We start from the raw sequence: 16,532 nt of genomic DNA, 5'->3' as shown, positions 1-16,532 counted from the left end.
GCGTGTTTCGAAAGTGGCGTCGTCCGCCCGGAGGGCGGGGTCCGCGGCGTCTGGTGCGGTGCATCGCGAGGCGGAGGGTCGTCCTCGTACCGGGCGTACGGGGACGATCCCGACAACGCGGCGAGGTGCCGTGCCAGGCGACGCGGACCAGACGGGACTTTCGAAACACGCCCTAGAGCTCTCCGGGGAGGTCGCGCAGGTCCAGGGGCTCCGCAGGCCTCTCCAGCGGCGGAAGCTCCTCCAGCTCCTCCCAGGGGACCTGGATCTTGCGCAGGTCGGCCCGGACGCGGGCGGCGAGCCGCTTGGTGTCCCGGCGGTTGACGACCGCCCCGACCGCGGCGCCCACCATGAACGGCATGAGGTTGGGAAGATCCCGGACCACACGCTTCATGATCTGCTGGTGCAGTCGGCGCTTCATATGGCCGCCGAGGGCCGAGTCGTACGTCGACGGCTTCAGCACGTCGACCCCGCGCTCCCCCGACCAGGAGGACAGATACGCGGTGCTGCGGATCCTGAGGCTTCCCGGCGGCCGTACGCCGTAGACCTCGTGCAGTTCGGCGATGAGCTTCAGTTCGATCGCGGCGACCCCGGTGATCTCCGCGGCCAGTTCGGTCGGCATGGCCGGCGGCACGGGCAGCATCGCCACCGCTCCGATGCCGGCCCCGATCGTCGAGGTTCCGGCCATCGCGCCCGCCACCAGCTTGTCGGCGAGTTCTTCGGGTCCGATGCCCGGGAACTGCCGGCGCAGGGTCGCAAGGTCGCGCACGGGGACACGCGGGGCGATCTCGATGATCCGGTCCGCGAGGTGAGCCAGGCCCGCGCGGGCTCGGCTGCCGCCCCTGCGGACCCCCTCCCGGGTCAGCTCCCGGGCCTTGCCGCCCATCGCCGCGACCCTCCCCCGAGTCCTCGACTCCGTTCCGGTCGGGGGGACTCCCAGCCGAGCGACGGGCGCAGGGGTGCGCAGCGGCGCCGGGTGGTCCACCCCGTCGTTCGCCGGTTCGAGCGGGGCCACCACTCCGGGTGCGCCCCGCTCGTCCTCACGCGCGCCGTGCGGGCCGTCGGACGGCCCTTCGTCCGCTTTCTCCGGGGAGAAGCGGCGCTTCCGAGGAGGGGTCGAGCCAGACACGGCCGACCCGACCTCAGTCGCAGTCGCGGCAGATCGGCTGGCCGTTCTTCTCCCGGGCCAGCTGGCTGCGGTGGTGCACCAGGAAGCAGCTCATGCACGTGAACTCGTCCTGCTGCTTCGGCAGCACCCGGACGGCCAGCTCCTCGTTCGAGAGGTCGGCGCCGGGCAGTTCAAGACCTTCGGCGGCCTCGAACTCGTCGACGTCCACCGAGGAGGTGGTCTTGTCGTTCCGCCGGGCCTTCAGCTCTTCAAGGCTGTCCGAGTCGACGTCGTCGTCGGTCTTGCGTGGAGTGTCGTAGTCGGTTGCCATATCGCTCTCCCCCTCTGGGTGTTTGCGGTGTCTCCAGCGCACGTAACGCGTGAGAGGCCGGACTTGTGCCCGACCTGAGGCGGAGATTTTGCCTCACATCAAGGTCTGTTACTCAATCGACACCCAACCCGACCCCTCAAGAGTGATCGGCTTGGATGGCGGTGAGGACCGTACACGGTCCCAATGTCGCGCCTCAAAGGCGCCTCACCGTGTACTTCCCGTGATCAGGAGCCCTGAAAACCAGGACTTTCCCGGCTTTCCGTCATGTTTCATGATCACAGAGAGTACATGTCCGAAAATCCGTCCATGTGATCGATCACACAAGAGGAAGCCCATTCGGCGGCTGGGAAATTCCGCGTGCAGCGAACATCCTCCGCGTGTGTCGGCCCGGGCCCGCGCAGCCCGGTCAGGCGGTCCCGCCGAGGATCACAGCGGAAGGGTGACTCTCATCACCAGACCACCGCCCTCGCGGGGCTGCGCCCCGATGTGTCCGCCGTGCGCCCGGGCCACGGACCGGGCGATGGACAGGCCGAGGCCCACCCCCTTGTCGCTGCCCGTGCGCTCCGTGCGGAGCCGCCTGAAGGGCTCGAAGAGGTTGTCGATCTCGTACGCCGGAACCACCGGCCCGGAGTTCGTGACGGTCAGCACCGCCTGTCCGTGCTGGACCTCCGTGTCCACCTGGACCCAGCCGTCCTCGGGCACGTTGTACCGCACCGCGTTCTGCACGAGGTTCAGCGCGATCCGCTCCAGCAGTACGCCGTTGCCCTGCACCACGACCGGCTTGCGCTCGCCGCGGATCTTCACGCCCTTGGCGTCGGCCTCGGTGCGCACCTGGTCGACGGCCTGGGTGGCGACCTCCGCCAGGTCGACGGGTTTGCGCTCGACGATCTGGTTGTCGCTGCGCGCGAGCAGCAGCAGGCCCTCGACCAGTTGCTCGCTGCGCTCGTTGGTGGCCAGCAGGGTCTTGCCGAGCTGCTGCAGCTCCACCGGCGCGTCGGGATCGGACAGGTGCACCTCGAGCAGCGTTCTGTTGATCGCGAGCGGGGTGCGCAGTTCGTGCGAGGCGTTGCCGACGAAGCGCTGCTGGGCGGTGAAGGCCCGCTGAAGCCGCTCCAGCATGTCGTCGAAGGTGTCCGCCAGCTCCTTCAGCTCGTCGTCCGGGCCGTCCAGCTCGATCCGGCGGGACAGGTCGGAACCGGCCACCTGGCGGGCTGTGCGGGTGATCCGGCCGAGCGGGGACAGCACGCGGCCGGCCATCGCGTAACCGAACGCGAAGGCGATCACGGCGAGGCCCAGCAGGGCCAGCAGCGAACGGCTGAGCAGGTCGTCCAGGGCGGCCTGGCGCTGCTGGTCGACGCAGTGGGCGATCGCGTCGTTGAACTCCGACAGGGGCAGGCTGGTGGTGTTGATCGCGGGGCAGTTGTCGCTGGAGACCCGGATGGCCGTACCGCTCACGATCTTGAACAGCGGCTGGTTGCCCGTGCTGATCGCCTGCGCGGCCAGCAGGTAGATGATCGACAGCAGCAGGATGCCGGCGATCAGGAACATGCCGCCGTACAGCAGCGTGAGCCGTATGCGGATGGTCGGGCGCAGCCACGGGAAGGGGGGCTGCGGCCTTCGGGGGTCCCAGGTGGGCTTCGGGGGGGCCTGCGGCGGCGCGGGGGTGGCGGCCATCGCGGATCAGATCCGGTAGCCGGAGCCGGGGACGGTGACGATCACCGGCGGCTCGCCCAGCTTGCGCCGCAGGGTCATCACGGTCACGCGCACGACGTTGGTGAACGGGTCGGTGTTCTCGTCCCAGGCCTTCTCCAGCAACTGCTCGGCCGAGACGACGGCGCCCTCGCTGCGCATGAGCACCTCCAGCACCGCGAACTCCTTGGGGGCGAGCTGGATCTCCTTGCCGTCGCGGAAGACCTCGCGGCGGTTCGGGTCCAGCTTGATGCCGGCGCGCTCCAGGACCGGCGGCAGGGGAACGCTCGTACGGCGGCCGAGGGCGCGCACGCGCGCGATCAGCTCGCTGAAGGCGAAGGGCTTGGGCAGATAGTCGTCGGCGCCGATCTCCAGGCCCTCCACCCGGTCGCTGACGTCGCCGGAGGCGGTGAGCATGAGCACGCGCGTGGGCATGCCCAGCTCGACGATCTTGCGGCAGACGTCGTCGCCGTGCACCAGCGGGAGGTCGCGGTCGAGGACGACCACGTCGTAGTCGTTGACGCCGATGCGCTCCAGGGCGGCCGCACCGTCGTACACGACGTCGACGGCCATGGCCTCCCGGCGCAGTCCGGTGGCCACCGCATCGGCGAGCAGCTGCTCGTCCTCGACGACGAGTACGCGCACGTCGCTTGTCCTTCCTCATGTCCGCCCGCGGAGCGGCGCCGTGGGCGCGTGCGGGCAGGGGTGTGCGTGGGGTGTGACCTCCATCCTGCCCTTTTCGGCCGTAAGTCGGCTGTAAGGCGGGTTGCGGACCGTACGGATCGGCGCCGCGGCGCGGGAATACGAGAATTTCTCCTCGGGTTGAGGTTTCCGGATGAGGGAGCAGGGGGAGGACGGCTTTACACCCCGCGATCACGCTCTGCATGTAACGCAGCACCATGCGGTACTTCGCGATCCGCTTCCGCGGAGCGGTCGCGGGTGTCCGGCACCGTCGCCGCCCGGCAGGGCAGCGCTGCTGGGCACCTGCGAGAGACGTGATCGCCCTTTCCCAACCAGGCACACCCCCGTGCCACCGACCCACGACCCAGGACGAGGGGGCGCAGCATGGACGCTTTCACCGCAGGACTTCTGCAGCGCATAAGGGCGACCGAGTCCGACCTGTCGCGGGCTCGTGACGAGGGTGACGACTTCCTCGTCGAAGTGGAGCAGGCAGAGCTCGACGACCTGCGACGCCTCGCCGCCGAACACGGTGTGGAGGTCGGCGCGTCACGCGTCTGATCGGCCCGAATGCGCAATCGGGAGGCCCCCCGGCGAATCCAGCGCCGGGGGGCCTGTCCGTGTTCGCCGGCACCGCGCTCCCGGGTCAGTCGTGCCAGGCCCCGAAGTCCTCCAGGAGCCGCTGGAGAGGCTCGAAGACCCCCGGTGACCCGGCGACGGTCAGGTCCCGTGACGGTCCCTCTCCGGGCCGCCCACCGACCAGCGCGCCCGCCTCACGGGCGATGAGGTCGCCCGCCGCGAAGTCCCACACGTTGAGGCCCCGCTCGTAGTACCCGTCGAGCCGGCCGCAGGCCAGATCGCACAGGTCGACCGCCGCCGAGCCACCGCGCCGGATGTCCCGCAGCAGCGGGATCAGCCGGGCGGCGATCTCGGCCTGGTGGGTGCGGACCTCGGTGACGTAGTTGAAGCCGGTGGAGACCAGGGCCTGGTCCAGCGGGGGCGCGGGACGGCAGGTGAGCGCCCTCTCGCCGTCCCACGCGCCGGTCGCCCATGCCCCGCCTCCGCGCACGGCGTGGTACGTCTCGCCGCGCAGCGGAGCCACGACCACCCCGACGACCGTCTCGCCGTCCTGCTCGGCGGCGACGGACACCGCCCAGGTCGGCAGGCCGTACAGGTAGTTCACCGTGCCGTCGAGCGGGTCGATCACCCAGCGGACGCCGCTGGCACCCACCACGGACGCGCCCTCCTCGCCGAGGAAGCCGTCGTCGGGGCGGTGTCCGGAGATCAGATCGGTGATCAGCTTCTCCGCCGCGATGTCCATCTCGGTGACGACGTCGATCGGGCTGGACTTGGTCCTCGCCACGGCGAGGTCGGCCGGTCTGCCGTCCCGCAGCAGGTCACCGGCGCGGCGGGCGGCCTCCCGGGCCAGTTCCAGCAGTTCCCGGTGCAGGGGGTCGGTCACGGGTCTCCTCACGCGTAGGGACTGTCGGCGCCGGCGGCGGCCGGGCGCGGGGCGCGGGCCGGGCAGCAGCCGGCCGGGCAGACGTGGTGGCTCGGGCCGAGGGCGCCCAGGGCGCAGGGCGTGACCTGCCCGCCGCGCTCGACGGCGGCGCGCTCCATGATCAGGTCTCGGACGGCGGCGGCGAATCGCGGGTCGGCGCCGACGGTGTCCGAGCGGCGCACCGGCAGGCCCAGCTCCTCCGCCTTGGCCCTGGCCTCCGTGTCGAGGTCGTAGAGGACCTCCATGTGGTCGGAGACGAAGCCGATGGGCGCCATCACGACGGCCGGGACGCCCGCCGCGTGCTGCTCCTCCAGGTGGTCGCAGATGTCCGGCTCCAGCCACGGGATGTGCGGGGCGCCGGAGCGGGACTGGTAGACGAGCCGCCAGGGGTGGTCGACGCCGGTGCGCTCGCGGACGGCGTCGGCGATCAGCTGGGCCACGTCCAGGTGCTGCTCGACGTAGGCGCCGCCCTCGCCATGAGCCTCGGCCGGGCCGGAGGTGTCGGCGGCCGAGGTCGGGATGGAGTGGGTGGTGAAGGCGATGTGGGCGCCCGCGCGGACGTCCTCGGGGAGGTCGGCGAGGGAGCGCAGCACGCCGTCGATCATGGGCTCGACGAAGCCGGGGTGGTTGAAGTAGTGCCGCAGCTTGTCGATCTTCGGCAGCGGCAGGCCCTCGGCCTCGAGCGCGGCCAGCGCGTCGGCGAGGTTCTCGCGGTACTGGCGGCAGCCGGAGTAGGAGGCGTAGGCGCTGGTGGCGAGCACCAGGACGCGGCGGCGGCCGTCGGCCACCATCTCGCGCAGGGTGTCCGTCAGATACGGCGCCCAGTTGCGGTTGCCCCAGTAGACCGGCAGGTCCAGTCCGTGCCCGGCGAAGTCCTTGCGCAGGGCGTCCAGCAGGGCGCGGTTCTGGGCGTTGATGGGGCTGACCCCGCCGAACAGGAAGTAGTGCTGCCCGACTTCCTTCAGGCGTTCCTTCGGGATGCCGCGCCCGCGGGTGACGTTCTCCAGGAACGGGACCACGTCGTCCGGGCCTTCGGGACCGCCGAAGGAGAGCAGGAGCAGGGCGTCGTAGGGAGTGGCATCGAGCGCGTCTGGCATGACTCGATCCTGCCACCCGGTACCGACAGCCGGGGAACCGTGGGGTGACGAGTCGGGTTCCAACCGGTTCATGGCGGTTTTTCACGCAGCCAAACCAAGTGCCATGAGGACGCCCTCACTCGTAAGCCGTATCACCGCGTTCGCGCCTTACCACGCCGCTTCGGAGACCCCGTGCCCAGCCCCTGCAGAGCCCTGTTCACCGAACCCGGCACCAAGGCGTCCTCCGCCGCGGGATTCCTCGGCCGATGCCGCTGTCGATGATGGGCATCGGCGTGGTCACGATGGTCTCCCGGCTGACCGGGCGGTACGGGCTCGCGGGCGCGCTGCCGGCCACCATCGCGCCGGCCGCCGCGGTGATCGGGCCGCAGACCTCCCGGCTGGTCGACCGGCACGGGCAGCGCCGGGTGCTGCACCCCGCGACCCTGGTGGCCCTCGCCGCGGCGGCCGGTCTGCCGCCGGCCGCACATCTGACGTGGCCGGACTGGGTGCCGTTCGCGTGCGCGGCCGGGATCGGCTCGGTGCCGAGCCTCGGCCCGATGGTCCGGGCCCGCTGGGCGGCGCTGTACCGGGGCACCGAGAGGCTGCACACCGCATACTCGTTCGAGTCGGTCGTCGACGAGATCTGCTTCGTCTTCGGGCCGATGGTCTCGATCGGGCTGTCGACGGCCTGGTTCCCGGAGGCCGGGCCGCTGCTCGCCGCCTGCTTCCCGGCCGCCGGAGTCCTCTGGCTCACCGCCCAGCGCGGCACCGAGCCGCAACCGCACCCGCGCGAGCGCTCCGGCGGCGGCACGGCCCTGCGCTCGGCCGGGCTCCGGGTGCCGGTGGCGACCTTCGCGGCGACCGGCGCGATCTTCGGGTCGGTGGACGTGGTCACCGTCGCCTTCGCCGACGAGCGCGGCCACAAGGGCGCCGCGAGCGTGGTCCCCGCGCTGTACGCGGCAGGTTCCGGCGTCGCGGGGGTGGTCTTCGGGCTGCTGCGCCCGGCCGGGGCGGCGGAACGTCGCTGGCTGCTGGGCGTGACGGCGATGGCCGTGAGTATGATCCCCCTCCTACTGGTCGGAAACCTGCCGCTTCTGGCCGTGGCGCTGTTCGTTGCGGGGCTGTCCATCGCACCGACGATGATCACCACGATGTCCCTCGTCGAAGAGCACGTACCTCGCGCACAGCTCACCGAGGGAACGACCTGGGTGAGCACCGGCCTCGCGGTCGGCGTGGCGCTCGGCTCGTCCGTGGCCGGCTCGGCGATCGACGCGGCCGGGGCGCGGGCCGGGTACGGGGTTCCGGCCGTGTCCGGGGCCGTCGCGGTCGCGGTCGGTTTCCTCGGGTACCGCCGGCTGCCCAGGCCGGCCGCGGGTCGGGGAGGCACCGTTGAGCAGCACAGCGAGCGGGAAGAACGGCACCTGGCGTAACTGGGGCGGCACTGTGTCGGCCCGGCCCGCCCGGCAGGTCGCGCCTGCGTCGGTGGAGGAGCTGGCTGCGGCGGTGCGCCGGGCCGCCGAGGACGGCCTGAAGGTGAAGGCGGTCGGCACCGGCCACTCCTTCACGTCGATCGCGGCCACCGACGGTGTGCTGGTCCGCCCTCACCTGCTGACCGGCATCCGCGCCGTCGACCGGGACGCCATGACGGTCACGGTGGAGGCCGGCACCCCGCTCAAGCGGCTCAACGCGGCCCTCGCACGCGAAGGTCTGTCGCTCACCAACATGGGCGACATCATGGAGCAGACCGTCTCCGGGGCCACCAGCACCGGCACCCATGGCACGGGCCGTGCGTCGGCCTCGATCGCCGCCCAGATCAAGGGACTTGAGCTGGTCACGGCGGACGGCTCGGTGCTCACCTGCTCCGAGAAGGAGAACCCGGAGGTCTTCGCGGCCGCCCGAATAGGCCTCGGCGCCCTCGGGATCGTCACCGCGATCACCTTCGCCGTGGAGCCGCTCTTCCTGCTCACCGCCCGCGAGGAGCCGATGCCCCTCGACCGGGTCCTCGCCGAGTTCGATCAACTGTGGGCGGAGAACGAGCACTTCGAGTTCTACTGGTTCCCGCACACCGGCAACACCAACACCAAGCGGAACAACCGCAGCGCCGGCCCCGAGCAGCCCGTGGGGCAGCTGACCGGCTGGTTCGAGGACGAGTTCCTCTCCAACGGCGTCTTCCAGGTGGCCCAGTGGGTGGGCCGCGCCGCCCCGGCCTCCGTTCCGGCCATCGCGCGGATCTCCAGCAGGGCCCTGTCCGCACGGACGTACACGGACATCCCCTACAAGGTCTTCACCTCGCCGCGCCGGGTGCGTTTCGTGGAGATGGAGTACGCCGTCCCACGCGCGGCCCTGGTGGACACACTGCGCGAGCTGAAGTCCATGGTCGACCGCTCCGGGCTGCGGGTCAGCTTCCCCGTCGAGGTGCGCACCGCCCCGGCCGACGACATCACCCTGTCCACCGCCTGCGGCCGGGACAGCGCCTACATCGCCGTCCACATGTTCCGGGGCACTCCGTACCAGGCCTACTTCACCGCTGCCGAGCAGATCTTCACCGCCCATGAAGGCCGGCCGCACTGGGGCAAGGTGCACACCCGGGACGCCGAGTACTTCGGGCGCGTCTACCCGCGCTTCGGCGAGTTCACCGCATTGAGGGACCGTCTTGACCCGGAACGGCTGTTCCAGAACGACTACTTGCGGAGGGTTCTGGGGCCGTAGGCGCCGGGGCGGAGTCGCCGGGGGCGGGGGTCGCGGAGGACCGGCCCGGGACGTCGCCGGGCTCCCCGCTCGCAGAGTCGCCGGGCGTCGGCGTCGCGCTGCCGGCCGTGCCGCCGCCGGCGGCGGGCGCGCTCCCGTGGGACGGTGCGCCGGAGAGGGTCGGCATCACCCCGGACCTGGCGGGCACGTCGGACGGGGCGGAGGACGAGCCCCGGCCGGTGACGGCGTCACCGACCGTCGTGTCCGGACCGCCGCTGAAGCTGTCACCGGACGCCAGCTCGTACGTCGTGATGCCGCCCATGGTCACGCCGAACACGACGGCGGCCGCGACGACCGGCCGCCGCCGGCCCCTCACCCGAGCCCGGTGGACCGTGCCCTCGGTGAACTCGCCCGGAGCCCGCGGGACCTGCTCCCTGGGCCGGGCCGCGACCGTCGCCTCCCGCAACTGCTCCCCGGTCCTGCTGAGGACGTGCTGGAAGAGCGTGGCCCCGCAGGTGGCGACGACGCTGACGGCTCCCGCGCCGAGGATCGTGCCGTACACCCCGAAGTACGACGCGAGTTCGGCCGCCACGACGGCCGCCAGGGCACTGCCCGTGACCTGGGGGACGCTCAGGTCGACCCGTTTGCGACCCGCGTCGGCCGTTTCACGCATACCCGGAACGTGCCTGCCTTTCGCATACTTGATCGACATCGGCCCACCGAACGCACAAGAGAGGGACGCGCGACAGGAACGATTGGTTCCGTTTCTGGGGGTTACGTGAAGTTCGCCACGCCCATGATCCGCAATCCCGGTTGCCGACGGCCACCTCGCGAGCGTTGCCATAAGTTGGGCGGCGCGTCCATCCACGCACATGGTCCAAATGGAGTACTGTTGCGAGCCCTGGGTCCGGTCCCCCACCAGGGTGTCCGCGGCCTTGCAGGACCGCCGGGAGGGGGCTGGTTGCACAGGGTGACGGATTTGGTCACTTAGCGTTGCGAACAGGTAACCGTGCCATAACGGCGGCCCAGGGCCCGTGCCCGACACGCCGGGCAACTCGGCAAGGTTGTGGCAGGCTGCACCCGGGCAGGCCACACTCGACTAGCGGAAGCAGCGACGCACGTGACGTCGGCAGGCACCACCCGGGAGGTCCCCATGCCCGAACTGCGTGTCGTGGCCGTCTCGAATGACGGCACACGGCTGGTGCTGAAGGCTGCCGACGCAACGGAGTACACCCTTCCGATCGACGAACGTCTGCGCGCCGCCGTGCGCGGCGACCGGCCCCGGCTCGGCCAGATCGAGATCGAGGTCGAGAGCCATCTGCGCCCCCGTGACATCCAGGCGCGGATACGCGCAGGTGCCACCGCGGAAGAGGTCGCGCAGCTCGCCGGCATTCCCGTGGACCGGGTGCGGCGGTTCGAGGGCCCCGTGCTCGCCGAGCGCGCCTTCATGGCCGAGCGCGCCCGCAAGACCCCGGTCCGCCGACCCGGTGAGAACTCCGGACCGCTGCTCGGCGAGGCCGTGCAGGAGCGGCTGCTGCTGCGCGGCGCCGAGAAGGACACCGTGCAGTGGGACTCGTGGCGCCGCGACGACGGCACCTGGGAAGTGCTCCTCGTCTACCGGGTCGCCGGCGAACCGCACTCGGCGAGCTGGACGTACGACCCACCCCGGCGGCTCGTGCAGGCCGTGGACGAGGAGGCGCGCTCGCTCATCGGCGAGTCCGACGACCTCGCCGTACCCGAGCCGAGCTTCCCGTTCGTGCCGCGCATCGCCCGCCTGCCGCGCGAGCGTTCGATGGACCGCGCGCTCGACCGGAGCGACCGGGAGCGGCCGAGTCTGCCCGCGCAGTCGTCCGAGCCCGCCGAGGAGAGCACGGGCGAACGCGACTCGCTGACCAGCCTGCTGGAGGCGGTACCGAGCTTCCGGGGCGACCTGGTCGTCCCGGAGCGCCCGGCGGAGACGCCGGAGGAGCCCGACGGCGAACCGGCCGCCGAGGAGCCGCCGGCCCCCGCCGCCTCGGCCGGTTCGGCCTACGCGGACGTCCTCATGCCCCGCTCCGTGGGCAGCCATCGGGACCGGCTCATCGGCGCCACCGACCGCCAGGCCGAGGCGGACGGCGTCCGCCCGGGCCGCCGCGCCGCCGTGCCGAGCTGGGACGAGATCGTCTTCGGCACGCGCCGCAAGAAGCAGGAGTAACCGGCCGTACGGAAACGGACAGCGGGGGCACGCGCGCGTGTCCCCGCTTCCGGCTGCACGCGTGCGTACGCGCCTCCCGCCGCACACGTGCGTGCCTCCGCTCCCGGGTGCACGCGCGCGTGCCGCGTCGTGGGGGTTCTCGGGCGTGGTGCGGTGTCCTCGCCCGCTACTGCGGGTCCGCGCCCACCGCCACCGGACGGTTCGGGTCGGAGGACCACTCGGACCACGAACCGACGTACAGGTCCGCCGCAATGCCCGCCACGGCGAGCGCCAGGACCTCATGGGCGCCGGAGACGCCCGAGCCGCAGTACACGCCCACCTCGGTGTCCCCGGACACGCCCAGGGCCTTGAAGCGGTCCCGCAGCTCCGCCGCCGGCAGGAAGCGGCCGTCGGGGCCCACGTTCTCCGTGGTCGGCGCGGACACCGCGCCCGGGATGTGGCCGCCGGCCCGGTCGATCGGCTCCACCTCGCCGCGGTAGCGCTCCCCCGCACGCGCGTCCAGCAGCACACCCGAACGGGCCAGGGCGGCGGCTCCGTCGGCGTCCAGCAGCCCGGAGACGGCCGGCTCGGGCCGGAAGTCTCCCTCGGCGGGCTCAGGCAGCTCGGAGGACAGTTCGCCCTGCCAGGACGGCAACCCGCCGTCGAGGACCCGCACGTCCGGGTGACCCGTCCAGCGCAGCAACCACCAGGCGCGCGCCGCCGCCCAGCCCTGGCCGCCGTCGTACACGACGACCGGCCGCCCGGCCGAGACGCCCGCACGGCGCATCGCGGCACCGAACTCCTCGAGGTCCGGCAGCGGATGCCGGCCGTTCTGCCCCGGCTCGCCCGCCAACTCCCGGTCCAGGTCCACGAAGACCGCGCCCGGGACGTGCCCGGCGGCATACTCGGCCCGCCCGTCGAAGGCCGGCGCGCCCTCCGCCTTCGCCAGGCTCAGCTGCCAGCGCACGTCCAGCAGCACCGGAGGGCGGTCCCCGGTCGACTCACGTGCGAGATCGGTTGCGGTGATGATGGCTGTCATGGCGCCATGCATACGCCAGGGGTGGCCGCGGCGTCCAGGTCCGGCTACTCTGCTCGGCCGGGCGCGCTCGATCACGTGGCGTACGGGATCGAGCACGTGCTGTACACCCGGCGGACATCCGCCGGCCATCGTCAGGAAGCGGCGAAGACGGCAGACCGGGCATCCTCCCGGGGGGCGTCGCCGAGCGGCGGCGCGCCACGGCCCGTCCCGGCGTGGAGGATGCGGGCACCGGCACGGGCGTACCCGGCGCCGGCGTGGACCCCCTTCCGGGAAACGGAAGCGACACGGCCACCACGAGGGGCCGGGGAGAGAGTGATCGATGACCGAGGCACGGGAGGCGGCCGGCCCGCACACGGGGCGCGCGCCCGGCACGCCCTGCTGGGTGAGCCTGATGGCGCACGGGCTGGCCGCCACCGAGGAGTTCTACGGTGAGCTGTTCGGCTGGGAGTTCCGGCCGGGCCCGCAGCAGCTCGGCCCGTATGTGCGGGCGCTGCTGGACGACCACGAGGTGGCGGGCATGGGCCAGCTGCCGCCGGACCGCCGGCTGCCGATCGCCTGGACGCCCTATCTCGCCTCGGACGACGTGGATCTGACGGCCGACATGGTGCGGGAATGCGGCGGCACGGTGGCGGTCGGGCCGCTGGACGCCGCCGAGGCCGGGCGGATGGCCATCGCCGCGGATCCCTCCGGGGCGGTGTTCGGCATCTGGCAGTGCGCAGCTCACCTCGGTACCACGATCACGGGAGTGCCCGGCACGCCCGCGTGGAACGAACTGGTGACCTTCGAGACGGAGAGCGTCGCCAAGTTCTACGCGACCCTGTTCGGATACGAAAGGGAACCGGTGGTCTCGGCCGACTTCGACTACGTGACGCTCCACCTCGACGGCCGCCCGGTCGCCGGTCTCCACGGCGTCGGCCACGCGCTGCCCCGCGACCGCGGATCGCACTGGCAGACGTACTTCGAGGTCGCCGACGCCGACGCGGCGGTACGGCAGGTCGCCGAGCTGGGCGGCCGCATCGTCCGGCAGCCGCAGGACAGCCCCCACGGCCGCGTGGCCACGGTGGCGGATCCGGAGGGCGCGGAGTTCTCGGTGGTCGCGAACCCGCACTGAGCGCCCCGCGGGGCGGGGCGGCCCGGTCCCGGCGGTGCCTCGGGGGCGCGTCGAACCGGCCCGGGGCCCTGCACGGGCTGGGACGGGGCTCGGCGACGCGGGCACGGACGGCATCGGCATCGGCAGACCGCGTACGCCCCGGACGAGCCCGGCTACGGCGGCCGGACGGACCCACGAGCGGGGCCGGATCGCGTCGGGCCGGACGGCCCACGGACGGCCGGCAGACGGTCGGCCTCAGGACGGGGAGACCGGCAGGACGTCCGGGGCCAGAGTCGCCGCGCGGGCCGTCGCGGCCGTCATCCTGCGGCGGTGGTGGCGGCGGCACAGCACCTCGTAGCCCACCTCGCCCGTCGACTGGTCCACGTCTCCGACGACCACCTGGGCGCCCTCGACCACCATCTCGCCGCCTATCGTGCGGGCGTTGTGCGTGGCGCGGGCGCCGCACCAGCACAGCGCCTCCACCTGGAGCACCTCGATGCGGTCGGCCAGCTCCACCAGCCGCTGCGAGCCGGGGAAGAGCTTGGAGCGGAAGTCGGTGGTGATCCCGAAGGCGTACACGTCCAGGCCCAGATCGTCCACCACGCGCGCGAGCTGGTCGATCTGCTCGGGCGAGAGGAACTGGGCCTCGTCCGCGATCACGTAGTCGGCCCGGCGGCCCTGCGAGAGGTGGTCCACCAGGGAGGCGTACAGGTCCTGGTCGTCGGCCACCTCCACCGCGTCGGTGACCAGCCCGAGCCGGGAGGACAGCTTGCCCTCGCCCGCGCGGTCGTTGCGCGTGAAGATCATGCCGACGAGGCCGCGCGCGGAGCGGTTGTGCTCGATCTGCAGAGCCAGCGTCGACTTCCCGCAGTCCATCGTTCCGGAGAAGAACACCAGCTCGGGCATGAGGAGTTGCGCACCTTTCGGTGAGAGGTCTTCAGGGGACGGGAGTGTCAGGAGCGTACTTCGAGCAGCGGGACCAGCTGTTCGGCGGGCGTCATCGAGCCGTGGTTGCCGACCAGCGCGGACTCCTTGGGCTCCCGCTCCGACGCGATGATCAGGACGTCGTCGTGCGCGGCCGCGACCACGTCCCCGAGCCGCGCGTACACCCGCTCGTCGATGTGCGGCCCGAACCACCCCGCCGCGATCGCCTCGTCCCGCGAGGCCACCCAGAACTGCTCGCCGAGCACCTCGCGCCAGACGGTCAGCACGTCGTCCTCGGCGCCCGGCACCGCGTACACGTGCCGCGCCCGGCCCTCACCGCCCAGCAGGGCGACCCCGGCGCGCAGCTCCCAGTCCGTGTCGAAGTCGAGGCGGTGCTCGTCGTCGAAGGGGATGTCGACCATGCCGTGGTCGGCGGTGACGTACAGCGCGCTGCGCGGCGGCAGTTGCTCGGCCAGGCGCTGGGCGAGCCGGTCGACGTACATCAGCTGGCCGCGCCAGGTGTCGGAGGCGACGCCGTAGCGGTGCCCCGCGCCGTCCAGCTCGGAGTAGTACGCGTAGACCAGCGCGCGGTCCCCGGCGGCCAGTTGCTCCGCCGCGAGGTCCATGCGCTCCTCGCCGCTGAGCCGTCCGTGGAAGGTGCCGCCGCTGAGCGCGACCTGGGTGAGCGGGGTGTGCTGGAAGGCGGGCGAGGTCACCTGAGCGGCGTGCACCCCGGCCCGGTGGGCCAGCTCGAAGACGGTGGGGTACGGCTGCCAGGCGCGCGGATCGGTGTACGGCTGCCAGCGGAGCTGGTTCATCAGCTCGCCGGTGGCCGGGTTGCGCACGGCGTAGCCGGGCAGGCCGTGCAGGCCGGGGGGCAGCCCGGTGCCGACGGAGGCGAGGGAGACCGCGGTGGTGGCCGGGTAGCCGGCGGTCAGCGGGCGGCCGGTGCCGCCGCGCGAGGTACCGAGCAACGAGGCCAGGAAGGGAGCCCCGTCGGCGTGCGCCCGCAGCTGCTCCCAGCCGAGGCCGTCTATGAGGAGGACGCAGACCCGGTCGGCCGCGGCCAGTTCCGGAATCGTGGCGGTCAGCCCGGGGACGCCCATGCCCGCGGCCACGGTGGGCAGCAGGTCGGCGAGAGAGCCGCTGCCGTACTCGGGCAGCGGCGCGGTGTCCAGGGCGAGCGGTTCCGGGTGGTCCCAGGCGGAGAGCTGGGACATCAGCGGCTGATGTCCGCGGTCGCCTCCGAGACGGCCTGGGCGAAGGCGAGCGCCTCGCGCACCGTCTCCGGTCCGTCCCCGGCCTCGCTGACGCGCAGGCTGAGGTCGTCCGCCGTGGAGTTGCCCGTGTAGCCGTGGTCGGCGTCGCAGTTGGGGTCGCCGCAGGCGGCGGGCTCCAGGTCGATGCGGCTGACCGCGCCCCAGCCGATGGTCAGCACGACCTCGCGGGGCAGGGTGCCCGGGGTGTACTGCTCCGGGTTCGCCACGACGCGGCTCACCACGACGGAGGAGATCCGCTCCAGCTTCACCGACTCGGTGGAGGTGGTGGCGTACGGCGTCGGGGAGGTGCTGTCGGCGGCCTGCTCGTCGGTGTGGCTGACGATGAAGCGGTTGCCGGTGAGGACCAGCACGGTCACGTGCCGGCGCACCTCGTTCTGGTCGAAGGTGGTCTCCTGGTGGACCAGGTACGACCGGATGGGCTCGCCGCCCACAGCGGCCTCCACCGCCTCGGCCACGAGGGCCGGGTAGTAGCCGCTGCGCTCGATCGCCGCGCGCAGCCCCTGGGTCGTCGTACTGGTCTTGGCCATGGCGTCCATCCTAATCCGTGGGCAAGGGCGGTCCGGGACAGTCGCGCAGACCGGGGGCGGGCTTCGCACGCGTGCCCGGCCGCCTGCGAAGGGCTCCCTGGCGGGCCTCGAGCCGCTCGGCGGCGATCAGGCACGAGAGAGGATCCGGACCGTCGGCCTCCGCTTCGAACGCGCCCACGAGGGCCGCTGCCTCGCCGAGGGCGCGCACGAGCCGTGCCGTCTCCTCGGCCGTGGCCGCACGGAGGACGCGGTCCTGGAAGGCGACCGGGTGTGACGCGACGTACGGGGCGGCGAAGCCGGCCGCCAGGCCGTGGTGGCAGGTGAGGTCGTGTCCGGCGGCGCGCCGCAGCTCCCCCGCGTCCCGGCCGATCACTTCCCGGTCCCGCGGGCTGCCCTCGTCCGGCCCGCGGACGGCGATCTCCATGCGGTCC

Annotated in this window: 16 protein-coding genes and 1 pseudogene; 5 read left to right on the top strand and 12 right to left on the bottom strand. The window is 72.5% G+C overall.

The window, feature by feature from the left end; translation table 11 throughout:
* Positions 1–172: 172 nt before the first annotated feature.
* The 4 genes from AC5WRT_RS21545 to AC5WRT_RS21530 form a co-directional block, all read right to left on the bottom strand.
* Positions 173–1,126 (bottom strand): hypothetical protein, encoded by a 954-nt coding sequence (locus tag AC5WRT_RS21545; protein WP_496095010.1) that lies wholly within the window; start codon positions 1,124–1,126, stop codon positions 173–175.
* A gap of 13 nt (positions 1,127–1,139) precedes the next feature.
* Complete coding sequence (locus tag AC5WRT_RS21540; protein WP_053655247.1) at positions 1,140–1,436, bottom strand: DUF4193 domain-containing protein; 297 nt, start codon at positions 1,434–1,436, stop codon at positions 1,140–1,142.
* A gap of 426 nt (positions 1,437–1,862) precedes the next feature.
* The gene (locus tag AC5WRT_RS21535; protein WP_496095011.1) at positions 1,863–3,110 is read right to left on the bottom strand and encodes a sensor histidine kinase; all 1,248 of its coding nucleotides are present in this window, start codon (positions 3,108–3,110) and stop codon (positions 1,863–1,865) included.
* Positions 3,111–3,116: 6 nt separating this feature from the next.
* Positions 3,117–3,770 carry a response regulator transcription factor gene (locus AC5WRT_RS21530; protein WP_031165802.1) on the bottom strand — a complete coding sequence of 218 codons (654 nt, stop codon included), beginning with the start codon at positions 3,768–3,770 and terminating at the stop codon, positions 3,117–3,119.
* A gap of 420 nt (positions 3,771–4,190) precedes the next feature.
* Between AC5WRT_RS21530 and AC5WRT_RS21525 the strand changes: the two genes are divergently transcribed.
* A complete protein-coding gene (locus AC5WRT_RS21525) occupies positions 4,191–4,364 on the top strand; it encodes a hypothetical protein (protein WP_023546087.1) in 174 nt (57 codons plus the stop codon).
* Between the two features lie 85 nt (positions 4,365–4,449).
* On the opposite strand, the gene AC5WRT_RS21520 is transcribed toward AC5WRT_RS21525, so the two are convergent.
* Entirely contained in the window at positions 4,450–5,265 is an 816-nt protein-coding gene (locus AC5WRT_RS21520) for an inositol monophosphatase family protein (protein ID WP_496095012.1), read from the bottom strand.
* An 8-nt stretch (positions 5,266–5,273) separates the two neighbouring features.
* On the bottom strand, positions 5,274–6,401 hold the full coding sequence (locus AC5WRT_RS21515; RefSeq protein ID WP_496095013.1) for a ferrochelatase: 1,128 nt from the start codon (positions 6,399–6,401) through the stop codon (positions 5,274–5,276).
* Between the two features lie 171 nt (positions 6,402–6,572).
* On the opposite strand from AC5WRT_RS21515, the pseudogene AC5WRT_RS21510 reads away from it, so the two are divergent.
* Together AC5WRT_RS21510 and AC5WRT_RS21505 are read left to right on the top strand one after the other, a co-directional pair.
* A pseudogene (locus AC5WRT_RS21510) lies at positions 6,573–7,810 on the top strand (MFS transporter).
* Entirely contained in the window at positions 7,770–9,089 is a 1,320-nt protein-coding gene (locus AC5WRT_RS21505; protein ID WP_496095014.1) for a D-arabinono-1,4-lactone oxidase, read from the top strand. Before AC5WRT_RS21510 ends, AC5WRT_RS21505 begins: the two are co-directional and overlap by 41 nt.
* On the opposite strand, the gene AC5WRT_RS21500 is transcribed toward AC5WRT_RS21505, so the two are convergent.
* Positions 9,013–9,741, bottom strand: coding sequence for a hypothetical protein (locus tag AC5WRT_RS21500; protein WP_496100508.1), 729 nt, complete (start codon positions 9,739–9,741; stop codon positions 9,013–9,015). The genes AC5WRT_RS21505 and AC5WRT_RS21500 overlap by 77 nt on opposite strands.
* 480 nt (positions 9,742–10,221) lie before the next feature.
* Between AC5WRT_RS21500 and sepH the strand changes: the two genes are divergently transcribed.
* Positions 10,222–11,262 (top strand): septation protein SepH, encoded by a 1,041-nt coding sequence (gene sepH / locus AC5WRT_RS21495; protein WP_496095016.1) that lies wholly within the window; start codon positions 10,222–10,224, stop codon positions 11,260–11,262.
* Between the two features lie 166 nt (positions 11,263–11,428).
* Here the strand turns inward: sepH and AC5WRT_RS21490 are convergent, their stop codons facing one another.
* A complete protein-coding gene (locus AC5WRT_RS21490) occupies positions 11,429–12,280 on the bottom strand; it encodes a sulfurtransferase (RefSeq protein WP_496095017.1) in 852 nt (283 codons plus the stop codon).
* Between the two features lie 319 nt (positions 12,281–12,599).
* On the opposite strand from AC5WRT_RS21490, the gene AC5WRT_RS21485 reads away from it, so the two are divergent.
* Positions 12,600–13,391, top strand: coding sequence for a VOC family protein (locus tag AC5WRT_RS21485; protein ID WP_496095018.1), 792 nt, complete (start codon positions 12,600–12,602; stop codon positions 13,389–13,391).
* A gap of 234 nt (positions 13,392–13,625) precedes the next feature.
* On the opposite strand, the gene AC5WRT_RS21480 is transcribed toward AC5WRT_RS21485, so the two are convergent.
* The 4 genes from AC5WRT_RS21480 to AC5WRT_RS21465 are packed head-to-tail and all read right to left on the bottom strand — an operon-like array spanning position 13,626 to position 16,525.
* Positions 13,626–14,276: a thymidine kinase gene (locus AC5WRT_RS21480; RefSeq protein WP_496095019.1), complete on the bottom strand. Its 651-nt coding sequence runs from the start codon at positions 14,274–14,276 to the stop codon at positions 13,626–13,628.
* Between the two features lie 47 nt (positions 14,277–14,323).
* The gene (locus AC5WRT_RS21475) at positions 14,324–15,514 is read right to left on the bottom strand and encodes an alkaline phosphatase family protein (RefSeq protein ID WP_496095020.1); all 1,191 of its coding nucleotides are present in this window, start codon (positions 15,512–15,514) and stop codon (positions 14,324–14,326) included.
* The gene (locus tag AC5WRT_RS21470) at positions 15,514–16,110 is read right to left on the bottom strand and encodes a DUF5998 family protein (protein ID WP_496095021.1); all 597 of its coding nucleotides are present in this window, start codon (positions 16,108–16,110) and stop codon (positions 15,514–15,516) included. Before AC5WRT_RS21470 ends, AC5WRT_RS21475 begins: the two co-directional genes overlap by 1 nt.
* Position 16,111: 1 nt before the next feature.
* Positions 16,112–16,525 (bottom strand): hypothetical protein, encoded by a 414-nt coding sequence (locus AC5WRT_RS21465; RefSeq protein WP_496100507.1) that lies wholly within the window; start codon positions 16,523–16,525, stop codon positions 16,112–16,114.
* Between the last annotated feature and the right edge of the window lie 7 nt (positions 16,526–16,532).

The organism is Streptomyces sp. NTD91 (assembly GCF_059510455.1).
The sequence above is the reverse complement of the archived record's forward strand: the minus strand, read 5'-3'. Positions and strand labels throughout refer to the sequence as shown.